The 12,287-nt window shown below is 73.8% G+C and carries 11 protein-coding genes; 3 read left to right on the forward strand and 8 right to left on the reverse strand.

What is annotated here, in order from left to right; translation table 11 throughout:
• The first annotated feature begins 49 nt into the window (after positions 1-49).
• Positions 50-3,148 carry an AfsR/SARP family transcriptional regulator gene (locus AB0H12_RS35035; protein WP_499628694.1) on the forward strand — a complete coding sequence of 1,033 codons (3,099 nt, stop codon included), beginning with the start codon at positions 50-52 and terminating at the stop codon, positions 3,146-3,148.
• A 15-nt stretch (positions 3,149-3,163) separates the two neighbouring features.
• Here AB0H12_RS35035 and AB0H12_RS35040 read toward each other — a convergent pair whose 3' ends face one another.
• The 5 genes from AB0H12_RS35040 to AB0H12_RS35060 form a co-directional block, all read right to left on the reverse strand.
• On the reverse strand, positions 3,164-3,766 hold the full coding sequence (locus tag AB0H12_RS35040; protein ID WP_499628695.1) for a hypothetical protein: 603 nt from the start codon (positions 3,764-3,766) through the stop codon (positions 3,164-3,166).
• Complete coding sequence (locus AB0H12_RS35045; protein WP_499628696.1) at positions 3,763-5,382, reverse strand: vWA domain-containing protein; 1,620 nt, start codon at positions 5,380-5,382, stop codon at positions 3,763-3,765. The genes AB0H12_RS35040 and AB0H12_RS35045 overlap by 4 nt, the downstream gene beginning before the upstream one ends.
• The gene (locus AB0H12_RS35050; protein ID WP_499628697.1) at positions 5,379-6,530 is read right to left on the reverse strand and encodes a toxic anion resistance protein; all 1,152 of its coding nucleotides are present in this window, start codon (positions 6,528-6,530) and stop codon (positions 5,379-5,381) included. The genes AB0H12_RS35045 and AB0H12_RS35050 overlap by 4 nt, the downstream gene beginning before the upstream one ends.
• A complete protein-coding gene (locus AB0H12_RS35055; RefSeq protein ID WP_499628698.1) occupies positions 6,530-7,606 on the reverse strand; it encodes a hypothetical protein in 1,077 nt (358 codons plus the stop codon). Before AB0H12_RS35055 ends, AB0H12_RS35050 begins: the two co-directional genes overlap by 1 nt.
• Before the next feature lie 72 nt (positions 7,607-7,678).
• A complete protein-coding gene (locus AB0H12_RS35060; RefSeq protein ID WP_499628699.1) occupies positions 7,679-7,933 on the reverse strand; it encodes a hypothetical protein in 255 nt (84 codons plus the stop codon).
• Between the two features lie 232 nt (positions 7,934-8,165).
• On the opposite strand from AB0H12_RS35060, the gene AB0H12_RS35065 reads away from it, so the two are divergent.
• Positions 8,166-8,522 (forward strand): hypothetical protein, encoded by a 357-nt coding sequence (locus AB0H12_RS35065; RefSeq protein ID WP_499628700.1) that lies wholly within the window; start codon positions 8,166-8,168, stop codon positions 8,520-8,522.
• Here AB0H12_RS35065 and AB0H12_RS35070 read toward each other — a convergent pair.
• Positions 8,516-9,643, reverse strand: coding sequence for a serine hydrolase domain-containing protein (locus AB0H12_RS35070; RefSeq protein ID WP_499628701.1), 1,128 nt, complete (start codon positions 9,641-9,643; stop codon positions 8,516-8,518). The two genes, AB0H12_RS35065 and AB0H12_RS35070, sit on opposite strands and share 7 nt — an antisense overlap.
• Positions 9,643-10,278, reverse strand: a complete 636-nt coding sequence (gene wrbA, locus AB0H12_RS35075) for an NAD(P)H:quinone oxidoreductase (RefSeq protein WP_499628702.1) — start codon at positions 10,276-10,278, stop codon at positions 9,643-9,645. Before wrbA ends, AB0H12_RS35070 begins: the two co-directional genes overlap by 1 nt.
• A gap of 74 nt (positions 10,279-10,352) precedes the next feature.
• On the opposite strand from wrbA, the gene AB0H12_RS35080 reads away from it, so the two are divergent.
• On the forward strand, positions 10,353-10,811 hold the full coding sequence (locus AB0H12_RS35080) for a MarR family winged helix-turn-helix transcriptional regulator (RefSeq protein WP_499628703.1): 459 nt from the start codon (positions 10,353-10,355) through the stop codon (positions 10,809-10,811).
• A gap of 19 nt (positions 10,812-10,830) precedes the next feature.
• Here AB0H12_RS35080 and AB0H12_RS35085 read toward each other — a convergent pair whose 3' ends face one another.
• Positions 10,831-12,024 carry an esterase-like activity of phytase family protein gene (locus AB0H12_RS35085; RefSeq protein WP_499628704.1) on the reverse strand — a complete coding sequence of 398 codons (1,194 nt, stop codon included), beginning with the start codon at positions 12,022-12,024 and terminating at the stop codon, positions 10,831-10,833.
• Positions 12,025-12,287: the final 263 nt, after the last annotated feature.

Raw genomic sequence — 12,287 nt, forward strand, 5'->3', positions numbered from 1 at the left:
CGGGTTCTGCTCGGGTCCTGTTCGGACCGCCTCGACTACGGTTGCGGCCATGCGTTTCGGGGTGCTCGGTCCGCTGGACGTCCGGACCGCGGACGGCACGCCGGTCAAGGTGCCCGAGCGCAAGGTGCGGCTGCTGCTCGCCGACCTGCTGGCCGACCGCGGCCGTCCCGTGTCGGCGGACCGGCTGGTCGCCGACCTGTGGGGCGACGACGGCCCCGGCAACCCGCTGCGGGCGCTGCACGCGAAGGTGTCGCAGCTGCGCCGGGCGCTGGAGGACGCCGAGCCGGGCGGTCGTGACCTGGTCGAATCACGATCGCCCGGCTACCTGGTCCACGCCGACTCGGTGGACGCCGACGTGTTCGCGGAGCTGATCGCGCGGGCGCGTGCGGCCACCGACCCCGCGGCGCGGGCCGCGTTGCTGACCGACGCGCTGAACCTGTGGCGCGGTCCGGCGTTCGCGGACTTCGCCGACCTCGACTTCGCCCGGTCGGCGATCACCCGGCTCGAGGAGCAGCGCCTGGTCGCGCTGGAGGACCTGGCCCTGGCGCGGCTCGACCTCGGCGAGCACGCGGCCGTGGTGTCCGAGCTCGCGGACGTGGTCGCGCGGCACCCGTTGCGGGAACGCCTGCGCGCGATCCACCTGCGCGCGCTCTACCGGGCGGGACGGCAGCACGAGGCGCTGGCGGGCTACGAGGACCTGCGCCGTCGGCTGGCCGACGAGCTCGGGGTCGACCCGAGCCCCGAGCTGGCCGCCTTGCACCGCGCGATGCTGGAGCAGGACCCCCGACTCGCGCCGCCGGTCCGGCCGGCCACCAACCTGCCGAACCCGCTCACCGCGCTGGTCGGCCGGGAGCGGGACGTGGCCGAGGCGCGTCGGTTGCTGGCCGGGCACCGCCTGGTGACGTTGACCGGACCGGGTGGTGTCGGCAAGACGAGGCTCGCGGTGGAGACCGCCCGGCAGGTGGTGGACCGGTTCCCGGACGGCGTGTGGGTGGTCGAGGTGTCGGCGCCGTGCTCGCTGCCCGACGTGCTCACCGCGGCGCTGGGCATCCGCGACGACGGCGCCTGGGGCGGCGAGCACGTCGACGCGGCCGACCGGCTGACGACGGCGTTGCGGGACAAGCGGATGCTGCTCGTGCTGGACAACTGCGAGCAGATGATCGCCGAGGTGGCGGAGCTGACCGCGGCGGTGCTGCGGACCGCGCCGCACGTGCGCGTGCTGGCGACCAGCCAGGAGCCGCTGGCCGTGGCGGGCGAGGTGCGGCACGCGGTCGCGCCGCTGGCCGGGTCCGCCGCGGTCGAGCTGTTCGTCGCCCGTGCCGGCGCGGCGGGCGGGTCCGCTTCGGACCTCGCCGCGGTGGCCGCGATCTGCCGGCGGCTGGACGGCATCCCGTTGGCGCTGGAGCTGGCCGCGACCAAGGTGCGCGCGTTGGGCGTGACCGGCGTGCTGTCCCGGCTGGACGACCGGTTCCGCGTGCTGGCGGGCGGGTACCGGGACGCGCCGCCACGGCAGCGGACCCTGCGCGCGATGATCGACTGGAGCTGGGAGCTGCTGGACGACGCGTCGCGGGTCGTGCTGCGGAGGCTGGCCGTGCACCACGAGGGCTGCGCGTTCGAGGCGGCCGAGGCGGTGTGCGGCGGTGACGACGTCCTCGACGTGGTGACCGGTCTGGTCGACCGGTCGCTGGTGGTCGTGGTGGAAGGCGCGGGCGGCGCCCGGTACCGGCTGCTCGAATCCCTGGCCGCGTACTGCGTGGAGCGGCTGGACGAGGCGGGCGAGCTGGACGAGGTCCGGGCACGGCACGTCGAGTACTACACGGGCCTGGCCGAGCAGGCCCGGTTGCGCGGACCGGACCAGCACGAGTGGCTGCGGCGGCTGGACGCGGAGTCGGCCAACCTGCGCGGCGCGCTGGACCACGCCGTGCGCGGCGGGCTGGTCTCGCCCGCGTTGCGGCTGGTGGACGCCCTGGCGTGGTACTGGGTGCTGCGCGGCAGGCTGGGCGAGGCGCGCCGGGCGTTCGACGCCGCGCACGCGCTGGGCCGGACCGGCGCCACCACGGCCTGGCACACCGCGATCCGCATCCTGACCGGTGACGGCGCGGACCGCGCCGAGCGGATCGAGGCCGCGTTGCGGTCGTGTCCCGAGCCCCGCGCGTCCTGGTTCCTCGGCCACGCCCTGTGCGAGATCGGCGACATCACCTCGGCGGAAGGCCTGACCGACCGGGCGTTGACGGGCTTCGCCGCGACCGGCGACCGCTGGGGCGCCGCGGCGGCGCTCGGCGACCGCGCGCTCCAGCACTTCGTGCGCGGCGACCTGTCGGCGGCGGCACGGGAGGGCGAGCGCAGCGTCGTCCTCTTCCGCGACCTCGGCGACGCGTGGGGCCAACTGCGCGGCACCCGGGTGCTCGCGTTCGTGGCCGAGGCGTTCGGCGACCACGACGAGGCGGCCGACCGGCTGCGCACGGGACTGCGGCTCGCCGACCGGCTCGGGCTGTGGCCGGAGGTGTCCGACCTGACCTCTGGCCTCGGCCGCATCGCGCTGCTCGCGGGTGACCACGCGCGGGCTCGGGAGCACCACGAGCGCGCCATGCACTTGGCCGCGCAGCACGGTTTCCGGGCCGGTGAGGTCAACGCGCGGCTGGGCCTGGCGCTCGGCGCGCGCCGCGAAGGTGATCTCGACACCGCCGAGGAGCTGCTGCACGCCGTGCTGGACTGGCACGACGAGGTCGGGCTGACGAGCGCGAACGCGCTGGTGCTCGCCGAACTCGGCTTCGTCGCCGAACTGCGCGGCGACCCCGCCACCGCCGCCGCACGGCACCGGGAGAGCTACGCGGTGGCCGCGGACACGGGCGACCCCCGTGCGCTGGCGTTGGCGCTGGAAGGCCTGGCCGGCGCCGCGGACCCGACGGACGCCGCCGTCCTCCTCGGCGCGGCGGACGCGGCCAGGCGGTCGTGCGGCGCTCCCCTGCCGCCCGCCGAACGGGGCGACGTCGACCGCATCACCGCGCGTGCCACCGAAGCGCTGGGGCCGGAGGCGTTCGCCGAGCACTTCGCCCGCGGCTCGGCCCTCGCCCCGGATCAGGCGCGGGCCGCAGCGGGCGCGAACGGGGAACTTGGGGTACGCGAGCGTTCGACACTCGGGACCTGAAGGTTCGACACGCGGTCAGGGTTGGTTGCCCGAGTCGCGGTCGCGCAGGTAGCGGGTGTGGTCGGTCTGCTGGTTGACGTCGGCGGCGTACACGCGTTCGGCCAGCCGGTGGGCCTCGGCCTCCAGCAGGCCGAGCTGCGTCACCAACTCGTCGCCCGGGCTCGGCTCGCCGCCCGCGCGCTGCTTCACCGCGAACCACCACGGCAGGTTGAGGTACGTCTGCACGGACAGCGGCAGGTCGGTGCGCGCCAGCCGGACCACGGTGTGCCGCAGGTCGGGGTTCGCGGCCAACGCCTCGTGCCGGGTGAGGAGGTCACCCAGCACCGCGCCGATCCGGCCGACGGCGGCGACCGCGGGCTCGGGCACCCGGGACGACTGCGCGCCCACCTCGCGCACCAGCTCGTCCAGTTCCGCGCGGAGCAGGCCGGCTTCGGTGACCGCGTCCACCGGCACCAACCGGATCTTCTCCGGCGGCGCGAGCAGCGCGCCCACCGCGTACAGCCCGGCCACCACGACCGGCCACCCCCCGCCGACCGCGCCGGTCAGGTGCAGCAGCACGCCGAGGAGACCGCCGACGCAGCCGACGAGGTTCTTGGTCGAGCCCAGGTAGCGGATCATTGGTAGCCGCGGATCTCCTGGAACACGTCGCCGAGTTCGGTGGCGCGCGCGTCGAACACCTTGCCGCCGGTCATGGTCGCCACCTGGCCCAGCTCGGCGCTGCTGCCCTCGCCGAACAGCACGGTGAACACGGGCACCTGCCGCACCGACGCCGGCACCGAGCCGAACGACGCCTGGAACTCGGCCAGGCCCGAGCCGTTCGCGTTCTCGCCGTCGGTCATCAGCACGATCGAGGTGAACCGGTCCGGGTCGGCCGCGACCAGCGGCTCCATCACCTCGTACGCGCGGGACAGGCTGTCGTAGATGGCCGTGCCGCCGCCTTCGGCCAGCCCTTCGGCGTACGCCTTGATCTCCGCCAGCTCCGCCTGGGGGTCGCCCTCGGGCAGGGTGAACGTCCGCGGCGTGCCGGGCTCGGTGTTGAACGGCAGCATGGTCACCTCCTCCCGGCTGCGGAACCGGCGGAAGCGGCCGGTGAGCGAGTCGTCCGCGCCGGTCAGGCCGACCAGCGCGGACCGCAGCGACGCGATCCGGTCGCCGGCCATCGAGCCGGACGTGTCGAGCACGTACAGCGTGCGCGACGGACGCCGGATCTCGTTGAAGTAAGCCGAGAGCAGGGCGTCGACGGAGTCGCGCGCGGCCGGGAACGGCAGCTCGACCAGGTCGCGCACGGCGAACCGGGAGTCCAGGTCGACGCCCGGCACGACCGGCCGCCGGTGCGTGGTTTCCATGATCTTGCGCTGCACGTCCGGCGTGCGCAGGTGGTCGGTGAGGCGTTGGTGCGCCGCACGGGCGTCGTCGCCGGAGTCCGCGAGCAGGGTCAGCGGGTAGTCCGCGGTGACCACGCCGTCGTCCGGGTAGACCAGCGTGAGCGGTTCGGGCAGGTCCTTGGAAGCGTTCAGGGACAGCAGCACGGACTCGTAGTTGATCAGTCCGTCGACCCGCGCGCCGGGGTCGTGGCCGGTGGCGCGGCGCAGGTAGGCCTCCGACAGCCAGCCCGACGACCCGGCGGACAGCGACTGCGCGGCGAAGAAGCCCTTCAGCCGCGGTGTCACCGCCGCGATCTGGCCCGCGTCCACGGCGTTGCCCGCGCCCGCCAACGCCGACGCCACGCCGACCAGGGCGGAGAAGCCGGAGTTCGACGACGACGGGTCCGTCATGCCGTAGCTGAACGCCTTGCGCCCGGCCTGCTCGGCGATCTCGCCCCAGCCGACCCGCCGGTCGGCCCACCCCAACCGCTGCGCCGACGACGTCGACAGGCCGAGCACCACCGGCGAGCTCATGACCTTGACCTGGTTGCCGAGCCGCTTCGCGGCCTCCGGGATGCCGGCCGGGTAGCGGTTGGAGGAGAACCAGACGGCGTCGTACTTGCCGTCGACCTCGCCCTTCGCCAACGCCTCGGCGCCCTCCAGCGTGCCGGTGAAGGTGAACTTCACCTCGACGCCGGTGGCCTTGGCCGCCTCGTCCAGCACCGGCTGCAGGTCGGTCAGCTCGCTGCCCGCGAGCACCCGCAGCACCCCCGGTTCCGCCGGGCCGGCGGGCTGCGCCGGGTCGGGCCCGGCCTCGCCGGTGCACCCCGCCACCACCAGCACGGCGGCGAGCACGAACGCTGTCCTCATCGGTCCCCCTCGACCGCCGCCGCGTCGTGCGAACGGCGCAAGTGCTCTTCCGCGCGGCGGAGCTCCCCCGACAGCGACTCGACCGTGACGGCCATCGTGCGCACCGCGTCGGCCCGGTAGCCGTCGACCGCGTCGATCGCCGCGTAGATCCGGTCGAACGACGCGCGGATCGTCTCCACCGCGACGGCCGGGTCGCTGCTCGCCCGGCGGATCTCCGCGCCCTGCAGGTCGAGCAGCTCGGTGTTGGCGCGGATCAGGCCGTCCGTGGTGGCCTGCAACGCGGCGACCTCGTCCAGCACGTCGCGCTGGCTCGCCAGGGCGCCGCTGACCAGCAGGGCGATCCGCAACGCGGCCACGGTCGTGGTCACCGCGCGTTCCACGCCCCGGATCAGCTCGTCGTTGTTGCGCCGCACCAGGTCCAGGGCCAGGTAGCCCTGCGCGCTGACGGCGAGCTGCGTCAGCAGGTCCTGGTGCCGTTGCCGGATGGGGTGCAGCACGTCCGCGCGCAGCGCCCGCGCCCGTGCCGGGTCGGTCAGGTCGAAGATCCCGGCCTGCCGGTCGATCGCCGCGTCCACCGCCTCGGCGAACGCGGCGGCCTCGGCCAGCTTGCCCATGGCCCGCCACAGCCGCTCGCGCTCGCCCTTGATGACGGCGTTGTCGCGGCGCAGCACGTCCTGCCGGTTGCGCAGGTCGACCACCAGCGCGTTCACCGGCTCGCCCGCGGCGCGGTAGCGGTCGAGGGCCTTCTTGGCCGTGTTCGCGGCGGGGAAGACCTTCAGCAGCTTGCGGCCGGTGATCGGCAGCTTCGCCGGGTCCAGCTCGGCGACGGTGCGGCGCAGGCCCGACAGCGACGTGGTGACCTGGACCTGCGGTGAGTCGTCGCGCAGGGCGCGGGCCGAGCGGTCGAGCATCGTGCCCGCCACGCCCGCCGCCGCACGCATGTCCGCCTCGCCGACGGCGAGCACGTCGTCCAGCACGGCGGTGAACTCCGGTGACCGGACGTCCAGCTCCTGGAGGCGTTCGGCGAACCGCTCCGCCCGGCGGTCGACGTCCGCGCGCACGTCCTCGCCGAGCGCGATCAGGCCGGCCGCGCGTTCGACGGGGATCGGCGTCACGGGCTCCGGCGGGGTGAGGGTGAACTCGTCCATCACGCGGCGACCGCGTCGAGCAGGCGTTCCAGCGTCTCGAACGACGGCGGCTCGACCGCGTCCACCAGGTCCGCGGGGGCCTTGTCGCCGACCACCTCGGCGAACACGCGCGGGTCGGACGTGCGGAAGCCGAACGTGGCGGCGAGCTCGGCCAGCTCGGGATCGGCGCCCAGCAGTCGGCCGACCTGGTCGCCCTTGTCGGACAACGGGACCAGGGTGTGCTTGGAGTAGACCGTCGGCGCGAGGTAGAGCAGGCGCATGTCGGCGCGGATCGAGCCGTCGGCGCGCAGCACCCGGTCGAGGTACTGGGACTCGTAGATCAGCGCGAGCGGCGTCTTGCCCATGCCGGCCGCGAGGTAGTCCTCGAACGGGCCCTCGGTGCTGTTCTGCGTGTAGCCCTGGTCGCGGAAGAGCCTGGCGACGTCCGGCAGGACGGTCGCCTCCTGCTCCGGCGTGCCGACCACGGTGTTGCCGTTGGCCACGAACGACACGATCGACAGGTACATCGCGGCGGAGTTCGACTCGCCCGGGTTGGTCGTGGTGATGAGGACGTTCTTGCGGGCCGGGTAGGCGGTGTTGCCGGGCAGTTGGTCCCAGCGCGTGCCCGCCTTGGTCAGCTCCAGGTACTTGGCCACGTCGAGCACCTGGTAGTCGCCCGCGCCCTTGGTCACGACGCCGGCGGCCTCGAGCAGCTTCACGATCGGCTCGAACGTCGCCACGGCCATGGGCGACTGGAACGGCGTGTGCGCGGCGGTCGTCTTGCGGTCGCGCTGGATCCGCTGCGCGGCCGGTGAGGACGACGGGAACGCGAACTCGTACTTGCCGAGGTCGACGGAGGTGGCGATCTGCCGTGAGCCGGCCGTGTCCACCTCGACCTTCAGGCCGTGCTTCGCGAACGCGTCGACCACCCTCCGGTCGCTGAAGAAGGCCAGCTTCTCCGACCCGATGACCCCGCGCACGGTGGTCAACCCACCTCGGGCCCCGCCCTCCGCGTCGTCCGAACGACCCCACACGACCACCGCGACGACAGCGGCCAACAACACCACGGCCAAGCCGATGGACAACCGGCGCTTCACTTGACCCGCTCACCCCCGTGTTCGAGCCCGATCATCTCGTTCGCTCGACTCGTTTGACGCGCGAAGCGGCGATCACGGGGCGAACGGTTGATGAACGGAAGGTGTCGATGCCGCGTACTCGGCGGCGGCCACGGTGACCGCGCACGCCGCGTACGCGGTCGTGCGCGGAGAGGTGAGCTCGGCGGGCGCCGGCCCGGCCGGCGCGCCGAGGAGGAAGCCGACGCCCAGCGCGGACATCACCAACCCGACCGACCCCTCACCGCCCCACACGGTCATCCCGAACGGGACCAGCAGCGCGGTGAGCGGGGCGTTCGCAGCCAGGAACACGGTGCTGACGACGAGGAGCGCCTTGGCCGTCCGTTCCGATCGCAGGAACGCGAGTCCCGCACGGGGTTCGTCGCCGACGCCCGACCTCTCGCTCCGACCAACACCACCCGCGACCGGCCCGAGCAGGCCGCGTGGGCCACCAACTGGGCCGACGGCTACGGGCGCTGAGGGCCGCGAGCGGTCGGACGGTGGCCGCAGTCGCCGCCGACGCGGGGCTCTCGGTGCCCGCGCCGTGGCCGAGGCGACCGGTCAGGACACCGCCGAACCGACCGGACGACTGCTGGACGCGCCGGCCGGCCTGTCCGGCCTCACCGGCCGCGACCTCACCGAGCCGGACTGGCTGCGGTTGCTCGACGCGCTGCTGCTCGTCGCCGTGCACCCCGACCGGGGCAAAGGGGGCTCAGTAAGCCATGAACAGGATCTCGTCGCGCGAGTAGTCGTGGCCCGGGTGGTTCTCCTTGAGGTGCTGCTGGGTCTTCTCCACCAGTTCGTCCTCGTCCTTGCCCTGGATCGGCTCGCCGCAGGGGCAGGTGATGTTCCGCTTCATCGCAATCCTCCGCTGGTGATCTCTCCCCTTCGACTCTACTGAACGTGACGACGTTGTCGACCGACCGAGTTCGGGGCCGCCGGCGCGCGGAGCACCGCCGCCACCAGGCGGTGGTTCTCCGCCGCGCCGCCACCACCGCCGACGGCGAACCTGCGCCGGGTGTAGCTGTAGGCGGTGCCGCTGCGCGGATCGGCGAACGCCTGCGCGCCCACCGCGCCGCTGTGCCCGAAGGCGTCGGCGCCGAGCCCCTGGTACCGCACGCCCTGCGCCTCGAAGCCGAGCAGGAAGTGGTCCCGCTCCCCCGTCACCAGGTCGACGCCGGTCGAGTGCGGCCGGGTGAACTCGGCCAGCACGTCCGGCCCGAGCAGCGGCGGCAGACCGTCCACCGGACCGATCGCCGCCGCGTACATCCGGGCCAGCCCACGCGCGCTGCCCACGCTGCCCGCCGACGCCTGACCGAGCTCGCGCACGCGCCGCGTGTTGGCGAACGCCACCAGGTCCAACGGCGTGTTGAACGCGAGCGCGGTCAACCCCTCCGGCGTCGGCGTCGGCGACGGCGAGGCCGGAGGCTGCACGGGCGCGTACCGGGGTTCCAGGTCCGCAGGCAGCCCGAGGTGGAAGTCCAGCCCGTGCGGCGCCCGCACCCGCTCCTCGTACACCTGCCGCAACGTCCGCCCGGTCACCCGGCGCACCACCTCGCCGGTCAGGGCGCCGATCGTCAGGGCGTGGTAGCCGTACCCGTCCTCGAACGCCGGGCGCTCGCCGGCCAGCCGTCCGGCGAGGAGCCGGTCGTCCGCCAACTCCTCCGCGTCGAACCCACCGGTCACGCCGACGAGCCCGGCCCGGTGGGCGAGCAGGTCCCGCAGCGTCACCCGTTCCTTGCCGCCGGCGGCGAACTCGGGCCAGTACGACGCGACCGCGCGGTCCAGGTCGAGCACACCGTCCTGCACCAGCAGCGCCACCACCAGGTGCGCCGCGCCCTTGCCCGACGAGTACAGCGCGAGCAGTGCGTCCTCCGCCAACCCCGCCCAGAGGTCGACCACCTGCTCCCCGTGCCGGTAGACGGCCAGTTGGGCGCCGAGACCGGGCTCGGCGGCCACCACCGCCGCGAACTCCTCGCGCACGCCCTCGAAACCCGGCGCGACGGCGCCCTGGACGGTCATCACGCCGCCGCGACCGCGCGGGCGAAGCGGACCACGCGCTCGGCCTGCACCCGTGCCGCCGCGCGCACGGTGTCGTCCACGGCCGCCGTGCCGCCGGCGTCGTGGTGCGACGTGCCGTACGGGTTGCCGTCGGCGAACTTGTCCGGGTGCGTGTAGCCCGGCGCGACCACGATGCCGCCGAAGTGGTGGAACGTGGTGGCCAACGCCAGCAGCGTCGACTCGTGGCCGCCGTGCAGCGTGCCGGTCGACGTGAACCCGCTGTAGACCTTGTCGGCCAGCAGACCCCGCTGCCACACGCCGCCGAGGGTGTCGAGGAACTGCTTGAGCTGCGAGGCGACGTTGCCGAACCGGGTCGGCGTGCCCATGATCACCGCGTCGGCCCAGACGAGGTCGTCGGCGACCGCCACCGGGAGGTCGGCGGTCGCGGCGTCGTTGGCGGCCCACGCCGGGTTGGCGTCGATCGCGGACCGCGGCGCGAGCTCGGCGACCTTGCGCAACCGGACCTCAGCGCCCGCCTTCTCCGCGGTCTCGGCCATCTCCTGGGCGATCTGGGCGATGTTGCCGGTGGCCGAGTAGTACACGATCGCGACCTTCACGCTGCCGTCCACGGCGGTCCCCTCCTGCTGCTTGATCATGACCACGACGATATAGTCATAGGTGGTGATCGTCAATAATGGTGACTATCACCATAGGTGACCAAAGGAGGGTCATGCGCCGAGGCGAACGCAAGCACACCGATCCCGACCTGGGCGTGCTCACCGGCCGGCTGCTGTTCGCCGTGCAGGAGGAGCTGTTCGACACCCTCGCCCGGGACGGCTACCCGGACCTGCGCCCGCAGCACGGCGCGGTGCTCGCCTACCTGGACGAGGAGGGCACCCGCGCCACCGACCTGGCCCGCCGGTCGGGCCAGCACAAGCAGGTCGTCGGCAAGGTGCTCGACGAGTTGGAGGCGCTGGGGTACGTCACCCGGCAGCCGGACCCGGACGACCGGCGCGCGAAGCTGGTCGTGCCCACCGAACGGGGGCTGGCCCAGATGAGCCGGTCGGACGCGATCGTGGCCGCCATCGAGCGCCGCCACGCCGAACGCGTCGGCGAGGACGCGTTCGGCGGGTTCAAGCGGCTGTTCCGGGAGGTCGTGGCCGGCCAGCGGTCCTGGCGCGACGGGTGAGCCGGCGCCGTGACCGGCACTAGCGGCGGCGCAGCACGCGCGGGTCGGCGTCGAGGTGGTCGCCCAGGCGCAGCGTGATGAACTCGTTGTTGTCGGGCTTGCCCGGCGTGCGGCCCGACGAGGACGGGAAGTTGTTGTCGTTGAGCACGCCGATCGTGCGGTCGTCCAGGATCACCACGTCCTCGATCGTGGTGAACGGGAAGGTGAACGTCGCGCCGAAGCCGCCGAGCCCGCGCGGGTTCGCGATGTCGAGCAGGTCGGCCACCAGCGTCTTGTCCAGCACGCCGTCCCGGTCGCGGTCGCGCTTGTCGGCCAGGTAGACGCGCTTGACGCGCGCGTCGACGCCCTGTGCGCCGTCCCGTTCGATCACCAGCAGCCGGTTGCGGTCCACCGCGACGGCGTCGCCGATCGCGTGCTCCGGCTTGTCCAGCCGGTAGGTCCAGCGGACGCCCGTGTACCGGCCGTGTTCGAGGTCGAACTCGTTGAGCCGCAACGTGCCGGGCTCGTCGCCCGCCACCGTGCCCTCCAGCAGGGCGTCGAGCGCGCGGCCGTCGGCGGCCAGCGCCAGGCCCTCGTAGCCCTTGCTCCCGCCCAGGTTCGGCGTGCCCGCCGGGTTCTCCGGCGCGAAGACGCCCGGCAGCGGCACGGGCGGTGCGAGCAGCCGGCCCGCGCGGTCGAAGTGCAGCAGGTAGGGGCCGAACTCGTCGCCCATCCAGTAGGTGCCGTCGCCCGCGCGGACGATCGACTCGACGTCGAAGTCCGCGCCGGTCAGCACCCGGTCGGGGCGGGTGAGCGGGAACGGCACGTGGCCGTTCGGGTCCGTCAGCGTGATGCCGCCGAGGACGTCGACGGCGCCGGTGCCGAAGTCCGGGCCGATCCGGTGCACGCGGAGGGTGAAGTCCGCGCTGTTGGCCTTGGTGCCGTACCCGTTGTCGGACAGCACGTCGAACGTGCCGTCGGCGTTGCGCAGCACACCGCTGAAGCCCTGCACCGGCTGGTCGGCGAACGGCGGCACGACCCCGTTGACCGGCGTGGTGCCCAGGGCCGCGCCGGACGGCTCGCTGCCCGGCACGAACGTCACCGCGGGCAGCGCGGCGAACCCGGTCAGCGTGGCGCGGCCGAAGTCGTGGCGGCCGGTCGGCGCGGCCGAGCCGGGCGCCGCCACCGACGCCAGCACGAGCGCGGACAGGCCGATGACCAGCGGTCTCCTCATAGGTGTTCCGTTCTGCTCGGCACGCCGCACTTCAGGGCGCGCGGTGCGCGGAACGGTAGGCGGGCCGGGTGAACGGCTGGGGCGTCCGCGGTGACGCGGTGGTGGTCCCGCCGGCGTCGTTGCCGTGGGACCACCCCCGGACGAGGTGTCAGCCCGCGTGCGCCTCGAACTCGGCCAGCTGGGCGGCGGGCCAGCCCGTGTTGCCGGTGAACGTCAGCCGCAGGTGGCGGTGCGTTCCGGAGACCGGGATGCTCACCTGGTTG

The sequence above is a fragment of the Actinosynnema sp. NPDC023794 genome (assembly GCF_040639675.1).
In the GTDB taxonomy this organism is placed as follows: Bacteria; Actinomycetota; Actinomycetes; order Mycobacteriales; family Pseudonocardiaceae; genus Actinosynnema; species Actinosynnema luteola.